Source organism: Oceanobacillus sp. FSL W7-1304 (genome assembly GCF_037969805.1).
In the GTDB taxonomy this organism is placed as follows: domain Bacteria; phylum Bacillota; class Bacilli; order Bacillales; family Amphibacillaceae; genus Oceanobacillus; species Oceanobacillus profundus.
Window position 1 is genome coordinate 138,393 of record NZ_CP150211.1, and the last position, 20,147, is coordinate 158,539.

Here is a 20,147-nt window from a genome sequence, read left to right on the forward strand (position 1 = left end):
TTTTATCAATAAAGGGATACATATAACGACAACAATTCCTTAAAATAACCTTTTAAAAAATAAATTAAAAATGCGCAAACTTTTTACGCTGTTCGAACGTCTAGTATGTATAAGCTTATTAACCGCCGAAAAAGGAGCTCTTTTAGATGGGTTTGTTTAAAAAATCAAAATTAGAAAAAGAATTAATCGCGTTTATTATAGAGAATAAGGAGAGTTGTTATCGGATTGCCTATAGCTATGTGGGGAATCAAGAGGATGCGCTTGATATCGTACAGGATGCAATTCATAAATCACTAATTCGCATCAACACATTGGAAAATCAAGTTGGTTTAAAAAGTTGGTTTTATAAGATAGTTGTAAACACTTCCCTGGATCATTTGCGAAAGCATAAAAGGCTGAGTGTAGTCGATGATACTGTGATGGAGGTTTTAGCAAATGGCAGAGAAGATGAGTATCACCATTTAGATTTACAAGAGGCGATTGACCACCTTCCAGATAAGTACAAAACAATAATCATACTTAGATATTTTGAGGACATGAAAATAGAAGAAATCGCTAAAATTGTAGGGGAAAATGTTAATACGGTTAAAACAAGGCTATACAGAGCATTGAAAATACTGAAAGTTGAACTGGACGAAGATTCAACAATTGAGGAGGAGGTAAAACGTGGGAAGAAATTTTAAATCCTTAAAGAAAAGGTATGATGAAATCGCGATTCCAAAGGAGCTTGATCGTGTTGTGCAAGATACACTGAAAAAACGAAGAACTAAAAGACTTACAGCTAAATGGTCTGCTGGTGTTGCAGCAGCTGTTTTACTATTTACAATGAGTGTGAATGTCAGTCCAGCAATGGCTCAGGCTTTATCTGAGGTACCTATTGTTGGAGAGGTTGTAAAGGTCATCACAATTACACAATTTGAGGAGGAAGATGAGCTTCTATCAGCAGATATTAAAGTACCGGCAGTGACAGACTTAGAAAACAAAGAACTTGAAGATAGTCTAAATGAGGACTACTTAGAGGAAGGCAAAACCCTTTATAAAGAATTTGAAGCTATTATGAAAAAGGTTAATGAGGGGGAAACTGGGCATTATGCGATTTCTAGTGGCTTCGAAGTGAAGACAGATAATGAGCAGATCTTTGTGTTAGAGAGGTATGTTAATAGAATTGCTGGTTCAGGTTCAACGACGCTTCAATATGACACGATAGATAAAAATAATGAAATATTGCTGTCGCTACCAATGTTGTTCAGTGATGAAAGCTACATTCAGATAATCAGCGAAAATATCAAGGATCAAATGCGTGAACAAATGAATTCAGATACTAATAAAATATATTGGGTGGAAGATGCTGGCTTGGAAGACTTCGGTGATTTCTTTGAAGCAATACAAGCTGAACAGCAATTTTATATTAATAATGATGGAAAGCTTGTTATCTCTTTCGATGAATATGAAGTTGCACCAGGATATATGGGAACCGTTGAATTCATAATTCCAACTGAAATTTTAAATGAAGTACTCGTTAGTAATGAATACATTCATTAATGACTTTGACCGTAATTGTAATCGAATTGCAAAAAAAAGTATAACATGTAGGTAAGGCTATTAGCTCTGCTAATAGTCTGGTAGAAAGGATAAATATAAAATGATTAGGAGAATACGTTGGCCGGGGTGGGTATTAATTATACTTATTGCGTTAACCATTTTTTTCATTTCAGGTGGGTCCGTTGGAAGTAGTACACAAACTGTGTCAACAGTTAAAAAAGAAGCAGATCATGAGTTGAAAGAAATGGTACTGCACGACAAACAGTTTCTGGTACAAAAGGATTCCGAAGTAGTAAATAGTTTGGATCCTAACGAGAAATATATTGCACTTACATTTGATGATGGCCCTAATTCTAACGTTACTCCCCAAGTACTAGAGGCTCTTGCTGAGCATGATGCTAAAGCTACCTTTTTCATGCTTGGCAGTCAAGCGACAGCGAACCCATCGATGGCTAAGGAAATTGCTATGGCAGGTCATGAAATTGGTAATCATACAAATTTACATCAAAATTTAGTTAAGTTAGATACATATGATATTGAAGAAGAAATTTCTGAATCAGCTAGAAATATAGAAGAAGCGAGCGGACAGTATCCGACAATGACTCGACCTCCCTATGGTATATTTGATGAGCGTGTTGAAGAAACAGCTACAGGATTAGGAAACTCTCTTATTTTATGGTCCGTCGATTCCCTGGACTGGAAAACGAGAAATGCGAAAAAGATAAAGGAGGAAATTCTGAACAGTATCACTCCCGGTGCAATTGTTTTGATGCACGATATCCACCAAGAAACAGCTGATGCTTTGCCTGAATTATTAACTGCACTTATCAACGAAGGTTATCATTTTGTAACTGTTAGTGAGATTTTATCTTTGCCAGTAGATGTGGGTGCTGGACCATATTACAAAGTGAAATATTAAAACTTAAAGCTAATTCTATGGGGCTGAAGATGGGAACCAATTTATGTACATTATAAAAGTTGCTGGTGCAGTTTTTTTACTTCTGATAAATAAATTACAATAATTGTCATAAATACAATACTTTACAAATGCAATTGAATAGTACATTATTGTTGTTATAAAAATATTGTTATTTAGTTTGAAAGCCGATTTTTTTTATGAGATTCGGGAATATAGTAAGTAAAGAATCAATTCGAGGAGGCGTTGGCGCTGGTCGATAATTTTGAAGTTGAACAAATTTTTGAAGATCGCACGTATGAAAGACATCAATTCAAGTTAAAAGTGCATGGAAACCAATATGTTGGTAATTTCCATGATGGTGAAATTCAATGGCTTAATCCGCATCCACAACAGGATTTGGGAGATGCGTATTTGAAAGCTGTTGAATTAGAAGTGCATCGGCTTTTAGATGAGCATGGAGTAAAAGATGAAACAGATGACATTGAAGTAAAACCCCTGTTTGCTGATCAAACGCACGATGTGCATCAGTTTAAGCTGTCGATCCAAGGGAATGAATATAAAGGAATCTTTCGAGATGATGAGATCAGGTGGTTCCATCCAAAGCCAGAGAGGCATTTAAAAGATGAGCGAGTAGAAAAAGTAGAAGTGATGGTACAAGAAAAAATTCAGAAGCATATTGAAGAATCGAGAGATGATGCGAAATAGACAAAAACCGCCCCGACTTAGAGGATTTAGGCTAATCCATCTAGCATGCCGGGGCGGTTTTTTATATGCCTGTAATTTTCAAGATAAATTCAATGAAAAACAGGGAAGAAATAATAATTAACGGCTTTGTCAATTCCTTTTGTTTTCCTAAAGCTATTTTTACAATCGGATATGCAATAAAACCGAATGCCATTCCATCTCCAATACTATAGGTGAATGGAATCATAACAACGATTAAGAGAGCTGGAATTGAATCGGCAATGTCATTTAATGGCAAGTGCTTAATATTTTGTGCCATTAAAAATCCAACAATTATTAAGATGGGACTAATGGCAGAATTTGGAACCATTGATATCCAAGGAATGATGAAAATGGTAGCCAAAAAGAAAATACCAGCTGTAATTGCTGCTCGACCTGTTTTTCCGCCAGAAGCTATCACCGCAGCATTTTCAGCGCCAGAAACCGTTGGCGAAGTGCCTAAAAAAGCGGATGTAACAGTTGAAAAAGCAGTAATTCGATATGCCTTATTATAGCTTTCATGGCGTTTTAGCATTCCAAGTTGTCCTGTTAAAATTCCCATATTTTCAAAGATAAGAATCAATGCTAATGGAAATACCGCCAACCAGAACGCAAAGTCTCCGATTGCTGTAAACGAAGGAATAAAAAGTAACTCATTGACATGTACCTGAACCGGCTCTACTTCCGGTTGCTGCAGACCGAAAATAGCAGCAAGTATCGTACCGATAATCATTGTAATTAAAAAGTTTGCAGGTACATTTTTTACGAAAAGAAATATGGCGATAAATAAGGTAAGTAGCCCAACGATTACAGGTGTTGATGTAAAGTCACCGATAGCGACAATTGTGCTACCACCACCAATTACGATTCCGCTTTTTTCCAAACCGATTAAAATTAAGAAAAAGCCGAGACCAACTGTAATTGCATGTGTCAAGGATTCTGGAATCGCATTTTTCAAAATAACGCCGATTTTTGTAAATGCTGTTATAAGAAAGATAAGAGCTGCTACAAGTACTACAGCAAGACCTTCTTGAAACGTAAAGTCGTTATTGTTTATAATCGAATAGGCAAAAAGAGCATTGATACCCATCCCAGGAATTAAAATTAACGGCAGCTTTCCAAAAAGCCCCATCATCATCGTGCCGACAAAGCTGGCCATGATGGTGGCAATCATCCCAGTTTCGAGTGAAATACCTGCTTCACTCAAAATGGAGCCATTGACTACAACAATATAGACAGTTGTAAAATACCCGATGATACCGGCGATTATTTCATTTTTTAATGAAATTTGTTGTTTCATTTGATTTCCTCTAACATTTTACTATCCCTCTCCCACCCGATATATAGAATTGTTATCCCGTTTGAGTCGATTGGTAATACATGGTTAGACTTCTACGAATAAACAATTGTTCTATAATCCACAAATGATTATTATAAACTTTTTTGTTATACTTTACAATAGAGCAAGAACTATGCAATGAAGAGGCGGTGAAATTCATGAAATATAATTCAGTGTTCGATATTATTGGTCCTGTCATGGTTGGACCATCCAGTTCGCATACGGCTGGAGCTGCTCGGATTGGAAAAGCTGCCCGTAATCTCTTTGGTAAGCAACCAACTTGGGCGAAAATTTATTTGTATGAATCTTTTGCTAAGACATATAAAGGTCATGGTACAGATTTTGCATTAGCAGGCGGGCTTTTAGGATTAGAAACGGATGACCCGGAGATAAGCAAATCTTTAGATACGGCTAAAGAGAAAGGTCTTGAAATTGAGTTTATTGAGGACAGTGCCTCCGCAGACCATCCGAATACTGCCCGACTCGTTATTGGTGATGATTCCGAACAGTTGGAACTTGTCGGCATTTCTATTGGCGGCGGGAAAGTTGAAATTACAGAGCTGAATGGATTTGCACTCCGTTTATCTGGAAACCATCCAGCTATTTTAATCATGCATAGTGACCGATTTGGTGCAATTGCTTCCGTAACAAAAATCTTAGCAAAACACGAAATTAATATTGGTCATATGGAAGTAAACCGAAAAGATGTCGGAAAAGAGGCATTGATGGTAATTGAAGTTGATCAGAATGTGGAAGATACAATATTAAAAGAGTTGGAAAGTGCTGATCATATCATTCAGATATCAAAAATTGTCAGATAATTTCCAGAAGGGGGTTAAAGCAATGTTTCGAACAGTAGCCGAATTGGTTGAAATAGCTGAGAAGGAAAATATTTTAATTTCTGAAGTGATGATCCGCCAGGAAATGGATGTACAAGAGAAATCACGTGATGACGTTTTTGCTGAAATGGAAAAAAACCTCCAGGTGATGGAGCGCGCAATTGATGATGCGCTAAAAGGTGTGGAATCAGTAACAGGACTGACTGGTGGCGATGCTGTCCGGATCCAAACGTATATGAAGGAAAAAACACCATTGTCAGGTCATTTGCTATTAGACGCAGTAAGTAAAGCAATGGGAACGAATGAAGTAAATGCAGCAATGGGAATCATCTGTGCAACACCAACTGCTGGCAGTGCTGGCTGTGTCCCAGGCACTCTATTCGCTGTGAAAAATCAGCTGAATCCAACCAGGGAACAAATGATTCGTTATTTATTTACGGCAGGTGCCTTTGGCTTTGTAGTAGCAAATAATGCTTTCATATCTGGAGCCGCTGGTGGCTGTCAGGCTGAGGTTGGTTCTGCTGGAGCAATGGCTTCAGCAGCTATAGTTGAGATGGCTGGTGGAACACCTCAGCAATCAGCAGAAGCTTTTGCAATAACGCTGAAAAATATGCTTGGGCTTGTTTGTGATCCGGTAGCAGGTCTTGTAGAGGTACCTTGTGTCAAACGAAATGCTGCAGGCTCGTCCTTGGCAATTGTTTCAGCTGATATGGCATTAGCTGGTGTTACAAGCAAAATACCATGTGATGAAGTAATTGGAGCAATGTACCGAATTGGTAAACAAATGCCATCGAGCTTGCGTGAAACAGGTGAAGGTGGATTGGCAGATACACCAACAGGGAGATTGCTGAAAGAAAAAATATTTGGAATATCGGTTTAGTGTAACCTTATATAGAAAGAGTGATTTACTGTGCTTAATGAGCCTGTAATACACGTTAAAGGTATCGGAGAGAAGGCAGCAGAAGATTTGGCATTATTAAAAATCTACACCATTGCAGATTTACTGCTGTATTTCCCATACCGCTACGATGTGTATGAAATTAAACCACTTAGTGAATTAATACATGACGATAAAGCAACGATTGAGGGGAGGGTGGTACATGATCCTTCCCTCACTTTTTTCGGTAAGCGAAAATCCCGACTCACGTTTACAGTCGAAGTAGAAGGTGTTGCGATCAAAGCTGTGATGTTTAATCGAGCATTTGCAAAGAAACAAATTCAGGCCGGTGACACAATTACATTAACAGGGAAATGGGATGCGCATCGCCTGCAAATTACAGTTAGTAATTATAAAAAAGGTAGTGCCGATGAACAGGCTGATGTACAACCAATGTATTCAGTAAAAGGTGATGTAACCAATTATAAATTAAAAAAATATATGCAAGCAGCATTAACAGAGTATGGTGATGCAATTACAGAAATATTGCCGGCGAACCTTTTGGTTTCCTATAAGCTGCCAAGTCGTTCAGAAGCAGTTAAGACAATGCATTTTCCTGCTGATCGAATCGCATTAAAGCATGCACGTCGTCGTTTTACATATGAAGAGTTTCTCGTTTTTCAATTGAAAATGCAGCTATTACGTAAACTGAAACGCGAAGCAACTAAAGGAAATGCGCAACACTATGACGCAGAAAAAGTGAAAGCATTTATTTCTAGTTTCCCTTTTGAATTGACAGGAGCACAACAAAAATCTTTACACCAAATAATGGCAGACTTAAAGTCTCCATATCGAATGAACCGACTGTTGCAAGGGGATGTTGGCTCAGGGAAAACAGCCGTCGCAGCAATTGGTCTCTATGCCGCAATCACAGCAGAAAAACAGGGAGCATTAATGGTCCCGACTGAAATTCTAGCAGAACAGCACTTTCAATCCTTAACAGCATTATTTGGACAGCTAGCAAAAATTGCATTGTTAACAGGTTCGGTAAAAGGGAAAAAACGAAAAGAAATGCTGCAAGCCGTCCAAAATGGAGAAGTAGATATAGTGATAGGAACACACGCATTGATCCAAGATGATGTCTTCTTTCATGATTTAGGCTTTGTTATTGTCGATGAGCAACATCGGTTTGGTGTCGAGCAAAGGAGAACATTAAGGGACAAGGGATTAAATCCGGATGTGTTATTTATGACAGCAACTCCAATTCCGCGAACTTTAGCAATTACGGCATTTGGGGATATGGATGTTTCAATCATTGATGAGATGCCTGCTGGAAGAAAAGAAGTCGAAACCCTTTGGGCAAAGGAAAACACGTTTGAAAGAATCCTGGATTTTATTGCAAAACGTATCGCGGAAGGTGAGCAGGCATATGTCATTAGTCCGCTCATTGAGGAGTCTGACAAGCTTGATATTCAGAATGCAGTAGATTTATTTCACCAGCTCGAAGCATATTATCCAGAAGAAATAAATGTTGGATTAATGCATGGCAGATTATCAGCACAAGAAAAGGATAGTGTGATGAAGGAGTTTGCTGCCAATAATATTCAGGTGCTTGTTTCAACAACCGTAGTAGAAGTTGGCGTGAATGTGCCAAATGCGACCGTAATGGTCATTTACGATGCAGAACGATTTGGTTTGTCACAGCTACATCAGTTGCGAGGCCGAGTAGGACGAGGCAGTAAACAGAGCTATTGCATTTTAATTGCTGAACCAAAAGGTGAAGTTGGAAAAGAACGGATGCGAATTATGACAGAAACAACAAATGGCTTCGAACTATCTGAACAGGATCTTCAATTAAGAGGACCAGGTGACTTCTTTGGCAGAAAACAAAGCGGTGTTCCTGAATTTAAAGTAGCGGATATGATACATGATTATCGTGCCTTAGAAACTGCAAGGAACGATGCACAGGAAATCGTGGAAACAAATCAATTAGAAGAAAATGAAGAATATCGTGCGCTAAAGCATTATTTAGAGCGCGAGTTTTCGTTTGCGGATAAAATTGATTAAAAGTATGCTTGCATAAATAAAGTAGCTATTATATATTACTATTAGTACCAAGTCATAAACGAGTAGTTCTAAAAGTCCGGTTATCCTCATTTAGAACTCTTCAATAAAGTGAAAATATGATGAATGGTGGATGGTGCGGTCAATGAGAAAAACAAAAGTGGAACGTCAGCGACTGTTAAAAGAAAAAATAGAACAGACGCCTTTTATTACGGATGAACACTTAGCAAAAACGTTTCAAGTTAGTATTCAAACAATACGACTCGATCGAATGGAATTAGCTATTCCTGAATTAAGAGAACGAATTAAATATGTTGCGACGAATCAGTGGAATGAAACGGTTAAAGCTTTGTCATTAGACGAGGTTATTGGTGAAATTATTGATTTAGAGTTGGACAAGCGTGCGATCTCTATTCTCGATATTACATCTGATCTTGTTTTCTCAAGAAATAAAATTGCTAGGGGACATCATTTATTCGCGCAGGCAAATTCATTAGCTGTTGCAGTAATTAATGATGAGCTTGCACTTACTGCAAAGTCCGAAGTTAAATTCAGACGTCAAGTAATCGAAGGAGAACGTGTGATAGCTAAGGCGGCAGTGGAAGGTAAAGATGAAAAAAGCCGGACCATTGTTGCGGTCCATAGTTATGTTGATAATGAAAAAGTATTTTCCGGTGTATTTTATATGTACCAATCAAATGAAAATAAAGGGGAAAAAAATAAATGAGATTAGCAATTGACGCCATGGGCGGAGACAATGCGCCCAAAGAAGTTGTATTAGGTGCAATGGATGCTATTTCAGAAATTAAAAATCTGAATATCACCCTTTATGGTGACGAAAAACAAATAAAACCATTTTTAACAAATGATAAAAATATTGAAATTGTACATACGGACGAAGTCATTACTAGCGATGATGAGCCAGTTCGTGCAGTGCGTCGCAAAAAGAATTCCTCACTTGTATTAATGGCGAAGGCCGTAAAAGATGGCTATGCAGATGCATGTATTTCTGCTGGTAATACGGGAGCATTAATGAGTGCGGGATTATTTGTTGTCGGGAGAATACCTGGGATTGATCGGCCTGCATTAAGCCCTACATTGCCGACCGTTGATGGAAAGGGATTTCTAATGCTAGATGTTGGGGCAAATGTGGATGCAAAGCCTGATCACTTAGTACAATATGCAATTATGGGATCCATCTATTCTGAAAAGGTACGACAAATTCAAAATCCAACTGTTGGTTTACTAAATGTTGGTACAGAAGATGGAAAAGGGAACGATCTAACGAAAAAAACGTTTGAATTGCTCGAAAAGGCACCTATAAATTTTATTGGAAATGTCGAAGCGCGTGATATATTAAATCATGCTGCTGATGTAGTTGTTACAGATGGGTTTAGTGGTAATGTCGCATTAAAAACGATTGAGGGAACTGCTCAAACTATTTTTACGTTATTAAAAGAAACCTTTATGTCTTCAGCAAAAACGAAAATTGCCGCAGCACTAGCGAAAAATGATTTACGTGGGCTCAAAGATAAACTGGATTATTCAGAGTATGGTGGTGCTGGTCTATTTGGACTCGCAGCTCCTGTTATTAAGGCTCATGGTTCATCGAATAGTAGAGCAATTTTAAGTGCCATTAAACAAGCTAGCTATATGGTGGAAAATGATGTAACAAATACAATTAAAACAACAGTTGAATCAATTGAATCAGAAAAGGAGTGATTGAATGAAGCGCGTAGCTTTAATGTTTCCTGGTCAGGGCTCACAGGCTGTTGGAATGGGAAAGGAATTCTATGATGAATTTCCACAAGTTAGAGAACTGTTTCAGAAAGCAAATGATGTATTAGGTAAGGATATAAAGGAAATTATATTTGAAGGTCCTGCAGAAGTGCTAACAGAGACAGAAAACACACAACCAGCATTACTATTAACCAGCATTGCGATCCATCAATTACTCGAGCAGGAAAAGGTCGAAGCAGTGATGACAGTCGGCCATAGTCTTGGGGAATACAGTGCACTAGTTGCTGCAGGAGCATTAACTGTTGAAGATGCATTGCCGCTTGTTGGTGTTCGTGGCAAGTTAATGGAAGAAGCCTTCCCAAAAGGACAAGGTACAATGGCAGCAGTTCTTGGGCTGTCGGAAGCAGAGATTACAGAAGTCCTGACTGGTATAACAGATGAAATAGCGGATATTGCTAACTTAAATTGTCCTGGGCAAGTTGTTATTTCTGGTTCGCAAAAAGGAATTGAGCTTGCTTCTGATCTATTAAAAGAAAAAGGAGCAAAACGTGTCCTGTCGTTAAATGTGAGCGGGCCATTCCATTCTCGATTAATGAAATCTGCGAACGAAGAATTTGCAGGATATTTGGATAAAACACCAATTAAAGATGCTATAATTCCGGTTTTTGCCAATGTTTCAGCAGAGGCTGTAACAGATGAAGCAGCGATTAAGGATTTACTTCTTAAACAATTGTATTCACCAGTTCGATTTGAAGAATCCATTAACCATATGATTGACCAAGGTGTTGACGCATTTGTTGAAGTAGGTAACGGAAAAGTTCTTTCTGGCTTGCTGCGGAAAATTGATAAAAAGGTGAAGACATTTGCGGTTCAGGATTTGAAATCAATGAACGAGTTTATTTCGTGGTATAGGGAGGATGCATAATGTTAAAAGGGAAAAATGCGTTAGTAACAGGTGCATCTCGTGGAATTGGAAGAGCAATTGCATTAGAGCTTGCGCGTCAAGGTGCAAATGTTGCGATTAATTACGCTGGTAGTGAGCAGAAAGCACAAGCAGTTGTAGAAGAAGTTGAACGGCTAGGCGTAAAGGCCTTTAAAATACAAGCTGATGTTGCGGATGAAACTAGTGTAAAAGCTATGGTTAAAGAAGTTGTGACACAATTTGGCAGCTTGGACATCTTAGTCAATAACGCTGGTGTTACAAGGGATAATTTGTTAATGCGCATGAAAGAAGAAGAATTTGATCAAGTTATAAATACAAATTTAAAAGGTGTGTTTATTTGTACGAAAGCTGTTACAAGACAAATGATGAAGCAGCGGGCAGGTAGAATTATTAATGTAGCTTCTATAGTAGGAGTTAGTGGAAATCCTGGACAAGCAAACTATGTTGCTGCAAAAGCAGGAGTTATTGGACTTACAAAAACATCTGCCAAAGAGCTAGCAACACGGAATATTTTAGTAAATGCAGTTGCACCAGGGTTTATTGCAACAGATATGACAGACGAACTAAATGAAGAACAAAAAGCAGCAATCTTAGGAGTGATTCCTTTAGAAAAACTGGGATCACCAGAAGACGTTGCAAAAGTCGTGCGATTCCTAGCCTCCGATGACGCCAACTACATCACCGGCCAAACCATCCACATTGATGGCGGAATGGTAATGTAATTTAGTTGCAAAGGCTGTATATAAAGAAACTAGGAACCAATGTGCAATGATGGATTTTGCGTATACCTGCTACGAAACATACAACGCTTTGCGGGTGTATACCTTTTATGAATAAAAGGGTTAAATGTGTAGGTGGTTGTTTTAATTCGGTTCCTGCTAGAATTTCTTATCCATATATTTTATACTACTTGAAGGGAGGTGAAGTAAAATGGCAGACGTATTTGATCGTGTTAAAGCTATTATCGTTGACCGTCTTGATGTTGAAGAGTCTAAAATTACAATGGAAGCCTCTTTTAAAGAAGATTTAGAAGCTGATTCACTAGATGTAGTAGAACTTGTAATGGAACTAGAAGATGAATTTGACATGGAAATTGCTGACGAAGATGCTGAAAAAATAAATACAGTAGGTGATGCTGTAAACTACATAAACAGCAAAGCTTAAGCAAATTACTCAAGCAATTACGCTTGTTCGTAATATGAACAGAAAGTCTCGCTTCATGCGGGACTTTCTGTATCTATATTAAAAAATGGAGGTGAAAATAATGAACGTAGAACAATTAGAAAAAGAGCTTAATCTTACATTCAATAACCATAACCTGATAAAACAGGCTTTTACACATTCATCGTATGTGAATGAGCATCGAAATGTCGTTTTTTCGGATAATGAACGACTTGAATTTCTTGGCGATGCAGTTCTAGAATTAGGTGTTTCACAATACTTATATCGAAAAAATAAAGAGATGCCAGAAGGTGAAATGACGAAACTACGTGCTGCAATTGTTTGTGAACCATCTTTAGTAAATTTTGCTCAAGAATTAAACTTTGGTAAGTATTTATTACTCGGTAAAGGTGAAGAACAAACGGGTGGGAGAGATAGACCTGCTATTTTGGCTGATGTATTTGAAGCTTTCCTTGGCTCACTTTATTTAGATCAAGGATTTGATGAAGCGATCAATTTTTTAGAAGTTCATGTATTTCCTAAAATCAAAAAAGGTGCTTTTTCGCATGCGATGGATTATAAAAGTCAACTGCAAGAGTTAGTACAGCAAAACAAAAACCAAACCATTGAATACAAAATTATAGATGAGAAGGGACCTTCCCATAATAAGGAATTTGTTGCCCAGGTTGTTATAAAAGGGAAAAATGCTGGGGAAGGAATTGGGAGAACCAAAAAAGAAGCAGAACAACGTGCAGCAAAATATGCGCTTGATTCATTTATTCCACATTAATTAAAAAAGGCTGTTATCCATCAGGTGGACACAGCCTTTTGCATTATTTATTTCCGAATTAATGAAAGTTCCTCTATAAATGCCTGTGTTTCAGATGCACTTAGTCTTCCTTTTTGATTAACCATATCATACATAAATTTTAAATCATCGTATTTTTCAAGATCGTAATCCTCTGGATCCATGATTGTCCGATTAACAACCTGCAATTTATCTGCTAAATCCTCCAGCAATATTTTCATATTTTCTACAGATGCGACTTCTAAACTCATTTTATCCTCCTTTTTTGCAAAACACTTGCGATTCGTTGAAGCCTGAAACAGTTCTGCACTTCTTTTGTTAATAAGTTTATGATAAAATAAATAAGTTAAAAAGCCAAACTATTTTTTTGTTAAGCAAATTCAAATGGAATATAACAACAATGAGAAGCAGGAAGCAGAGGATCTCATTTAAAATAATACTTAAAGTGCGTGTTTAAAAGGAAGATGATAAGGACCGAGGTAGGCTAAAGCCTAAACGTTCTGGGGCTGCGATTACTTGTCCCACCGAAAAGCTTGGTGCAAAGCCGACACTAGCACGCCCTTGGCGTCGAAGTTCAAGACGGCAAAGCTCCCTGTACCAGGCTTCCACAGGATATGGTGGCTTCGACGTTCGACACAGGATGGGTCGGCTTTTAGTCGAAGGTCCTTGTTCTCGATGTATGATTTTCACCGGACTTTTAGAACAACTTTTTAAAAATAAAAAAAGAAATATAGCAAGGAACTAAGGGGAATAGGGTTCTTTTGGAATTAGGAGAATGTATATGTATTTAAAACGATTGGAAAGTGTGGGCTTCAAATCATTTGCAGAACGGATCAATGTGGAATTTGTGCCAGGAGTAACAGCTGTGGTTGGTCCGAATGGAAGCGGGAAAAGTAACATTACCGACGCAATTCGTTGGGTGCTCGGTGAACAATCAGCTAAATCATTACGTGGCTCCAAAATGGAAGATATCATATTCCAGGGCAGTGAATCAAGAAAAGCATTAAATGTCGCTGAAGTTACACTCGTACTCGATAATCAAGATAAACGAGTGCCACTTGATTATGAAGAAATTAGTGTTACACGTCGAGTTTATCGTTCTGGTGATAGTGAGTTCTATATTAATAAGCAGTCATGCCGATTAAAGGATATTATTGATCTTTTCATGGATTCTGGTCTTGGAAGAGAAGCTTTCTCCATTATAAGCCAAGGAAAAGTCGAAGAAATCCTTAGCTCAAAAGCTGAGGAAAGACGAACGATTTTTGAAGAAGCTGCAGGAGTACTGAAATACAAACAGCGCAAGAAAAAAGCGGAATATAAATTAGCGGAAACCCAGGAAAATCTTAATCGGGTTGAAGATATTATCCACGAGATTGAACAGCAGATTAATCCGTTGAAGCAACAGGCTGAAACAGCTGAGAAGTATATAGAGCTAAAAGAAATGCTGAAAGAAAAGGAAATTTCCTATCTATTATCTGAAATTGAACAGCTGCACCAGCAATGGAAAACACAATTAAAGGAGCTTGAGGAAGAAAAGTTATCCGAAAGTGCCCTTAAGTCTACGATCCAAAAAAAGGAAGATGAAATCGAGAACCAGAATAAAGCAATTCAGCATCTGGATGAAAAAATAGAGGAAATGCAAGAAAATCTATTAATTGCTACTGAGCAGCTTGAAAAGTACGAAGGCAAAAAACAACTGCTGGATGAAAGATCGAAGCATTTTGGTGAAAATAAGCATAAATTAGAAATACAGAAAAAAGAAAGCAATACGAGAATTGCTGCGTTAGAGGATGAGCTGGCAAAAGAAAGGAAGCTACTTGTACAATTGCAGCATGATCGAAAAAGATATAAAGAACAAGCAAACGAGCTAGAAGCTAAATTAAACACAAGTAAAGAAAGTATTTCAGAGCAAATTGAAGATTTAAAATCGGATTATATTGAATTACTTAACAAGCAAGCAGCGAAAAGGAATGAAAAGCAATCTGTCGCCCAGCAATTACACCAGATAAATGGAAAAAAGGAAAAACAGTCAAATAAATTTCAAAGTCTAATTGAGCAAAGAGAGCAATTGACGGAAGAGAAGAATCGATTAGAAGCAAGCTATAGAGCGAGAGAATCTGGCTTTTCAGCAATCGAATCCGATGTCAAGCAATTAAAATTGAACTTAGAAACCGAGCGAAGCCTTTTTCAAGAATCGCAAACAAAACTATACCAAGGCTATCAATATATAGAAAAATTAAAATCAAAAAAAGAAATGCTGGAAGAAATGAAAGAAGACTTTCAGGGGTTTTTCCATGGGGTTAAAGCAATTTTGAAGGCTCGTGAAGAAAAGAAGCTGGAGAATATTTACGGTGCCGTAATCGAATTGATTGATGTTCCGAAAAAATTTATTACAGCAATTGAAACTGCTCTTGGTGGACAAGCACAGCATATTGTTGTAACAGATGATATGGCAGCAAGAAGGGCAATCGCTTGGTTGAAGCAAACAAATAATGGAAGAGCAACCTTTTTACCGCTTGGTTCTATCCAGGAACGTTTTATTACGCAAGATATGTTAGCGAAAATGGAAGGTCATCCAGGCTTCCACGGAATAGCATCAAAACTCGTACATACAAACGCTACTTACCAGAAGGCAGTTAATCATTTAATGGGACATGTTATTATTGCTGAAAAATTAAAGGATGCAAATGAAATTGCTGCACTCGTTAACCGTCGATTTCGCGTTGTTACACTTGATGGGGATGTCGTAAATCCTGGAGGTTCCATGTCTGGTGGAGCTCAAAAGAAAACGAATCAGTCGCTATTTACAAGAGAAAAGGATTTGCAAGAAGTAACCGAAAAAATCGAAGGATTCCAGCAGAAAATATTTCAATTTGAATCAATTGTCGGGCGTAAGAAGCAATTGATTAAGCAGCTGGAAAATGATCTAAGAACGAAAGAGAGCACGATTTCTTCGGAGCAAAATGCACTACAAGAATTACACTCGGAGTGGAAACAAGTAGAGATGAGACTTTCTTCTATTAACGATAGCCTGTCAATCTATGATCAGGACAAGCAGCAGTTTGTTCAAGATAGTAAAGAACTTACTAAACGAGAGGAAAGTTTAACAGAAGAATTAACTGCACTTAAAGTACAGTTGGATTCCATTCAACAGAAAATCGACTCGCTTACGAATGAAGAAGCTGCATTTAAAGAGAATAAAAAAATGCTGCAGGATAATCTGCATCAATTACAAATCCAACTTGCTGAACAAGAAGAAAGAGTGAAGTATCAGCGCGAAAAAACAAATTCAACTGGTGAGCAATTAGATAAACTAAAAGAGCAGCATCATAACTATGCGATGGAATTGAGCAATTTATTAGAAATTGAACAATCGAAAGAAACAGAAGAAGAGGTGGCGGCACGGATTGCGGCTGCTAAGCAAGAGAAGGAAATGTTAACGAATGAAATTCATCAGAAACGTACTGAAAGAGCACAACAAACACAGTATGTTCTAGATGAGGAAAAAGAACGGAAAGAAAAAAGTAACAGGCTTCAAATACTGCAACAATCCATTCAGCAAAAAGAAGTTCGTGCAGGTCGCCTTGATGTTGAACTCGAAAACCGATTGAATCATCTACAGACGGAATATACCATCACATACGAGAAGGCAAAACAGCAGTATCAGAAGGCAGAAAATATGATAGAAGCAAAAACAATCGTTAGTGAGTTGAAATTACAAATAGATCGTCTTGGAACCGTTAATCTTGGTGCTATTGAAGAATACGAACGGATATCGGAACGCTACACTTTCCTGTCTGAACAGCAAAATGACCTTGTCGAAGCAAAAGAAACACTTTATACCGTTATTGATGAAATGGATGAAGAAATGAAAAAGCGGTTTGATGAAACATTTAACAAGATAAAAGATGAATTTCATGATGTATTCAAACAGTTATTTGGTGGCGGCTATGCTGAACTGAAATTAACCAATCCGAAAAATTTATTGGATACAGGTGTTGATATCATCGCACAGCCACCAGGGAAAAAACTGCAGCATTTAGGCTTGCTATCTGGTGGAGAACGTGCACTTACGGCAATTGCTCTACTATTTGCTATTTTAAGGGTAAGGCCAGTTCCATTTTGTATTCTTGACGAGGTTGAAGCAGCGCTTGATGAAGCAAATGTTGCCCGTTTTGCGAAATATGTTAAATTATACAGTGATAACACACAATTTATTGTGATTACACACCGAAAAGGTACAATGGAAGAAGCGGATGTGTTATATGGTGTTACGATGCAAGAATCAGGTGTGTCACGGCTTGTCTCGGTTCGATTAGAGGAGACGAAAGAATTAATAAATTCTTAGGAGGGAAACAAATATGAGCTTTATCAATAAGTTAAAGAATAAATTTAAACAGAATGAAAAAGAGGAAGAGGTTTCTAAAAAATACCAAGAAGGTATGACAAAGACACGTAATTCTTTCTCATCAAAAATTAATGATTTAATTGCTCGATATCGTAAAGTCGATGAAGATTTTTTTGAAGAGCTAGAAGAAGTTCTTATAACTGCAGATGTTGGTGTTACAACTGTAATGGATCTCGTTGAAGAGCTGAAGATGGAAGTGAAACGCCAGAACATTAAAGATACAAACGGGATAAAAGATATTATATCTGAAAAACTTGTGGAGATTTATTATGGTGAAGATCAAGCAGAAATCGAAAAATTGAACATCCAGGAACAAGGTCTTTCTGTTATCCTTGTGGTTGGCGTTAACGGTGTTGGAAAGACGACGTCAATCGGAAAACTAGCACACCAGCTAAAGCAAGAAGGAAAACAGGTAATCTTGGCAGCAGGGGATACATTTCGCGCAGGCGCGATTGAACAGCTGGAAGTATGGGGGGAAAGAGCTGAAGTTGATGTTATTAAACATAATGCAGGCAGTGACCCAGCAGCAGTAATTTTTGATGCAATTAAAGCAGCGAAATCACGCCAGGCAGACGTGTTAATTTGTGATACTGCAGGCAGACTTCAAAATAAAGTGAATTTAATGAATGAGCTTTCGAAGGTGAAACGTGTCATCGAAAGAGAAATACCAAATGCACCGCATGAAGTTCTCCTCGTGTTAGATGCGACAACTGGTCAAAATGCCCTAAGCCAAGCCAAAACATTTTCAGAGGTAACAAATGTATCTGGTATCGTATTAACGAAGCTTGATGGCACAGCAAAAGGTGGGATCGTACTTGCGATACGAAATGAACTTCATATCCCTGTGAAGTTTGTTGGGCTAGGGGAACAAGTGGGAGACTTGCAGCAATTTGATGCCAATGCATTTGTATATGGTTTATTCGCAGATCTTGGAACCGAAGCAAATGCAGAGTAGAATTTGAAATTCCTTGACAATAAACAAAAGCATTCGCTATGATAATGTAAAGGAATTTCACTTAACAAGGGGTGTGAATTATGATTGAAAAAACAACCCGCATTAATTATTTATTCGATTTTTACCAAGCGCTTTTGACACCGAAGCAACGTAATTACATGGAAATGTATTACTTAGAGGATTATTCTCTCGGAGAAATCTCCGAATTGTTTCATGTGTCCCGCCAAGCAGTATATGATAATATCAAACGTACAGAGGCTATGCTTGAATCATATGAAAAAAAATTGCATTTATATGAGAAATTTGAACAGCGAGCAGCACTTATTGAAAAATTGGAGCAATCAGTTGCAGATCAGTCTGTTTTGAAAATGCTTCATCAACTAAAAGAATTAGATTAGGAGGACACCTTCTATGGCATTTGAAGGATTAGCCGACCGCCTGCAAAGTACAATCAAGAAGATAACTGGTAAGGGGAAGGTTTCTGAGCAAGACGTAAAAGAAATGACACGTGAAGTCCGCCTTGCATTACTGGAAGCGGATGTAAACTTTAAAGTGGTCAAAGATTTGATCGCCCGTATTAAGGAGCGTGCAATTGGCCAGGAGGTAATGGAGAGTTTAACACCTGGTCAACAGGTTATTAAAGTAGTAAAAGAGGAACTAACAACATTAATGGGTGGTGAGCAAAGTAAAATTGCTGTGGCTGACCGCCCGCCAACCGTCATTATGATGGTAGGTTTACAAGGTGCTGGTAAAACAACAACAACCGGTAAACTAGCTAATTTATTACGCAAGAAACATAATCGATCGCCACTATTAGTCGCGTGTGATGTGTATCGTCCTGCGGCAATTAAGCAATTAGAAACACTTGGTACACAACTTGATATGCCTGTGTTCTCAATGGGGACAGAAGCAAATCCAGTAGATATTGCAACAGGAGCGATTGAAAGAGCGAAGGAAGAGCACCGGGATTATGTTATTATCGATACAGCTGGGCGCTTGCATGTAGACACAGATTTGATGGATGAATTACAACAAATTAAATCAGCTGTCACCCCAGATGAAATATTTTTAGTTGTTGATTCCATGACAGGTCAAGATGCGGTGAACGTTGCAGAAAGCTTTAATGAACAGCTTGATATTACAGGAGTTGTGCTAACAAAATTGGATGGGGATACCCGTGGCGGTGCTGCATTATCTATTAAAGCCGTTACGGACAAGCCTATTAAGTTTGCTGGGATGGGTGAAAAACTAGACCAGTTAGAGGCATTCCATCCCGATCGAATGGCCTCTCGTATCCTAGGCATGGGTGATGTGCTTTCGTTAATTGAAAAAGCACAAACAAACGTTGATGAAAAGCAAGCGAAAGAACTGGAAGAAAAAATGCGTACGATGTCCTTTACATTTGACGATTTTCTTGAACAGATGGGACAGGTAAAGAAAATGGGACCGCTAGATGATTTGATGTCCATGATTCCTGGCGCAAGTAAAATGAAGGGTCTTAAAAACGCACAGCTGGATGAAAAGCAGCTAACGCAAGTAGAGGCAATCATTCAGTCGATGACAAAAAAAGAAAGAGTAGACCCAAGCATTATTAATGGGAGTCGCAGAAAGCGGATTGCCAAAGGCTCTGGAACATCCGTATCCCAAGTGAACCGCTTGATAAAACAATTCAGTGAAATGAAAAAGATGATGAAGCAAATGACAAACATGCAAAAAGGAAAAAAAGGAAAAGGCATGAAATTTCCTTTCATGTAAATTCGGAAGCAGGAGTGCCTGAGAGGCGTATAGACTGCGCCTCGCACTTTAGGGGGATTCCGACGTTAGGCGTA

The 20,147-nt window shown here is 38.2% G+C and carries 19 protein-coding genes; 17 read left to right on the top strand and 2 right to left on the bottom strand.

The window, feature by feature from the left end; genetic code table 11:
• Positions 1–146 precede the first annotated feature (146 nt).
• The 4 genes from NYE61_RS00695 to NYE61_RS00710 all read left to right on the top strand — a co-directional run bounded on the left by NYE61_RS00695 (position 147) and on the right by NYE61_RS00710 (position 3,166).
• Positions 147–683: a sigma-70 family RNA polymerase sigma factor gene (locus tag NYE61_RS00695; protein WP_095308564.1), complete on the top strand. Its 537-nt coding sequence runs from the start codon at positions 147–149 to the stop codon at positions 681–683.
• Complete coding sequence (locus tag NYE61_RS00700; protein WP_118888941.1) at positions 667–1,542, top strand: anti-sigma-V factor rsiV; 876 nt, start codon at positions 667–669, stop codon at positions 1,540–1,542. The genes NYE61_RS00695 and NYE61_RS00700 overlap by 17 nt, the downstream gene beginning before the upstream one ends.
• 100 nt (positions 1,543–1,642) lie before the next feature.
• Entirely contained in the window at positions 1,643–2,461 is an 819-nt protein-coding gene (locus tag NYE61_RS00705; RefSeq protein WP_303448218.1) for a polysaccharide deacetylase family protein, read from the top strand.
• A 243-nt stretch (positions 2,462–2,704) separates the two neighbouring features.
• Entirely contained in the window at positions 2,705–3,166 is a 462-nt protein-coding gene (locus NYE61_RS00710; protein WP_095308567.1) for a HicA family toxin-antitoxin system, read from the top strand.
• 61 nt (positions 3,167–3,227) lie between these two features.
• On the opposite strand, the gene NYE61_RS00715 is transcribed toward NYE61_RS00710, so the two are convergent.
• Entirely contained in the window at positions 3,228–4,484 is a 1,257-nt protein-coding gene (locus NYE61_RS00715; RefSeq protein ID WP_095308569.1) for an NCS2 family permease, read from the bottom strand.
• 197 nt (positions 4,485–4,681) lie between these two features.
• Here NYE61_RS00715 and sdaAB point away from each other — a divergent pair, with 197 nt between their 5' ends.
• The 9 genes from sdaAB (at position 4,682) to rnc (ending at position 12,937) form a co-directional block, all read left to right on the top strand.
• Positions 4,682–5,344 carry an L-serine ammonia-lyase, iron-sulfur-dependent subunit beta gene (gene sdaAB / locus NYE61_RS00720; RefSeq protein ID WP_303448217.1) on the top strand — a complete coding sequence of 221 codons (663 nt, stop codon included), beginning with the start codon at positions 4,682–4,684 and terminating at the stop codon, positions 5,342–5,344.
• A gap of 22 nt (positions 5,345–5,366) precedes the next feature.
• Positions 5,367–6,242 carry an L-serine ammonia-lyase, iron-sulfur-dependent, subunit alpha gene (gene sdaAA / locus NYE61_RS00725; protein WP_095308571.1) on the top strand — a complete coding sequence of 292 codons (876 nt, stop codon included), beginning with the start codon at positions 5,367–5,369 and terminating at the stop codon, positions 6,240–6,242.
• A 30-nt stretch (positions 6,243–6,272) separates the two neighbouring features.
• Positions 6,273–8,306 (top strand): ATP-dependent DNA helicase RecG, encoded by a 2,034-nt coding sequence (gene recG, locus NYE61_RS00730; protein WP_303448216.1) that lies wholly within the window; start codon positions 6,273–6,275, stop codon positions 8,304–8,306.
• 142 nt (positions 8,307–8,448) lie between these two features.
• Complete coding sequence (fapR, locus tag NYE61_RS00735) at positions 8,449–9,030, top strand: transcription factor FapR (protein WP_095308573.1); 582 nt, start codon at positions 8,449–8,451, stop codon at positions 9,028–9,030.
• On the top strand, positions 9,027–10,025 hold the full coding sequence (plsX, locus tag NYE61_RS00740) for a phosphate acyltransferase PlsX (protein WP_303448215.1): 999 nt from the start codon (positions 9,027–9,029) through the stop codon (positions 10,023–10,025). The genes fapR and plsX overlap by 4 nt, the downstream gene beginning before the upstream one ends.
• Positions 10,026–10,029: 4 nt before the next feature.
• Positions 10,030–10,968, top strand: a complete 939-nt coding sequence (gene fabD / locus NYE61_RS00745) for an ACP S-malonyltransferase (RefSeq protein ID WP_303448214.1) — start codon at positions 10,030–10,032, stop codon at positions 10,966–10,968.
• Complete coding sequence (gene fabG, locus NYE61_RS00750) at positions 10,968–11,708, top strand: 3-oxoacyl-[acyl-carrier-protein] reductase (protein ID WP_095308577.1); 741 nt, start codon at positions 10,968–10,970, stop codon at positions 11,706–11,708. Before fabD ends, fabG begins: the two co-directional genes overlap by 1 nt.
• Before the next feature lie 208 nt (positions 11,709–11,916).
• Complete coding sequence (gene acpP, locus NYE61_RS00755; RefSeq protein ID WP_095308578.1) at positions 11,917–12,150, top strand: acyl carrier protein; 234 nt, start codon at positions 11,917–11,919, stop codon at positions 12,148–12,150.
• A gap of 100 nt (positions 12,151–12,250) precedes the next feature.
• The gene (gene rnc / locus NYE61_RS00760; protein ID WP_095308579.1) at positions 12,251–12,937 is read left to right on the top strand and encodes a ribonuclease III; all 687 of its coding nucleotides are present in this window, start codon (positions 12,251–12,253) and stop codon (positions 12,935–12,937) included.
• A 47-nt stretch (positions 12,938–12,984) separates the two neighbouring features.
• Here the strand turns inward: rnc and NYE61_RS00765 are convergent, their stop codons facing one another.
• Positions 12,985–13,206, bottom strand: coding sequence for a DUF1128 domain-containing protein (locus NYE61_RS00765; RefSeq protein ID WP_095308580.1), 222 nt, complete (start codon positions 13,204–13,206; stop codon positions 12,985–12,987).
• Between the two features lie 530 nt (positions 13,207–13,736).
• On the opposite strand from NYE61_RS00765, the gene smc reads away from it, so the two are divergent.
• From smc to ffh, 4 genes are all read left to right on the top strand, one after another.
• The gene (gene smc, locus NYE61_RS00770) at positions 13,737–17,303 is read left to right on the top strand and encodes a chromosome segregation protein SMC (protein ID WP_303448212.1); all 3,567 of its coding nucleotides are present in this window, start codon (positions 13,737–13,739) and stop codon (positions 17,301–17,303) included.
• Between the two features lie 13 nt (positions 17,304–17,316).
• Positions 17,317–18,318, top strand: coding sequence for a signal recognition particle-docking protein FtsY (ftsY, locus tag NYE61_RS00775; protein ID WP_095308582.1), 1,002 nt, complete (start codon positions 17,317–17,319; stop codon positions 18,316–18,318).
• Positions 18,319–18,398: 80 nt separating this feature from the next.
• Positions 18,399–18,716 carry a putative DNA-binding protein gene (locus tag NYE61_RS00780; RefSeq protein ID WP_095308583.1) on the top strand — a complete coding sequence of 106 codons (318 nt, stop codon included), beginning with the start codon at positions 18,399–18,401 and terminating at the stop codon, positions 18,714–18,716.
• 13 nt (positions 18,717–18,729) lie between these two features.
• Positions 18,730–20,073: a signal recognition particle protein gene (ffh, locus tag NYE61_RS00785; RefSeq protein ID WP_303448210.1), complete on the top strand. Its 1,344-nt coding sequence runs from the start codon at positions 18,730–18,732 to the stop codon at positions 20,071–20,073.
• Positions 20,074–20,147: the final 74 nt, after the last annotated feature.

Bases quoted from the DNA above. Each gene is read 5' to 3' on its own strand.
- NYE61_RS00695 (WP_095308564.1), top strand. From the start codon at position 147: ATGGGTTTGTTTAAAAAATCAAAATTAGAAAAAGAATTAATCGCGTTT.
- NYE61_RS00705 (WP_303448218.1), top strand. From the start codon at position 1,643: ATGATTAGGAGAATACGTTGGCCGGGGTGGGTATTAATTATACTTATT.
- NYE61_RS00715 (WP_095308569.1), bottom strand. From the start codon at position 4,484: ATGAAACAACAAATTTCATTAAAAAATGAAATAATCGCCGGTATCATC.
- sdaAB (WP_303448217.1), top strand. From the start codon at position 4,682: ATGAAATATAATTCAGTGTTCGATATTATTGGTCCTGTCATGGTTGGA.
- sdaAA (WP_095308571.1), top strand. From the start codon at position 5,367: ATGTTTCGAACAGTAGCCGAATTGGTTGAAATAGCTGAGAAGGAAAAT.
- fapR (WP_095308573.1), top strand. From the start codon at position 8,449: ATGAGAAAAACAAAAGTGGAACGTCAGCGACTGTTAAAAGAAAAAATA.
- plsX (WP_303448215.1), top strand. From the start codon at position 9,027: ATGAGATTAGCAATTGACGCCATGGGCGGAGACAATGCGCCCAAAGAA.
- fabD (WP_303448214.1), top strand. From the start codon at position 10,030: ATGAAGCGCGTAGCTTTAATGTTTCCTGGTCAGGGCTCACAGGCTGTT.
- fabG (WP_095308577.1), top strand. From the start codon at position 10,968: ATGTTAAAAGGGAAAAATGCGTTAGTAACAGGTGCATCTCGTGGAATT.
- acpP (WP_095308578.1), top strand. From the start codon at position 11,917: ATGGCAGACGTATTTGATCGTGTTAAAGCTATTATCGTTGACCGTCTT.
- rnc (WP_095308579.1), top strand. From the start codon at position 12,251: ATGAACGTAGAACAATTAGAAAAAGAGCTTAATCTTACATTCAATAAC.
- NYE61_RS00765 (WP_095308580.1), bottom strand. From the start codon at position 13,206: ATGAGTTTAGAAGTCGCATCTGTAGAAAATATGAAAATATTGCTGGAG.
- smc (WP_303448212.1), top strand. From the start codon at position 13,737: ATGTATTTAAAACGATTGGAAAGTGTGGGCTTCAAATCATTTGCAGAA.
- ftsY (WP_095308582.1), top strand. From the start codon at position 17,317: ATGAGCTTTATCAATAAGTTAAAGAATAAATTTAAACAGAATGAAAAA.
- NYE61_RS00780 (WP_095308583.1), top strand. From the start codon at position 18,399: ATGATTGAAAAAACAACCCGCATTAATTATTTATTCGATTTTTACCAA.
- ffh (WP_303448210.1), top strand. From the start codon at position 18,730: ATGGCATTTGAAGGATTAGCCGACCGCCTGCAAAGTACAATCAAGAAG.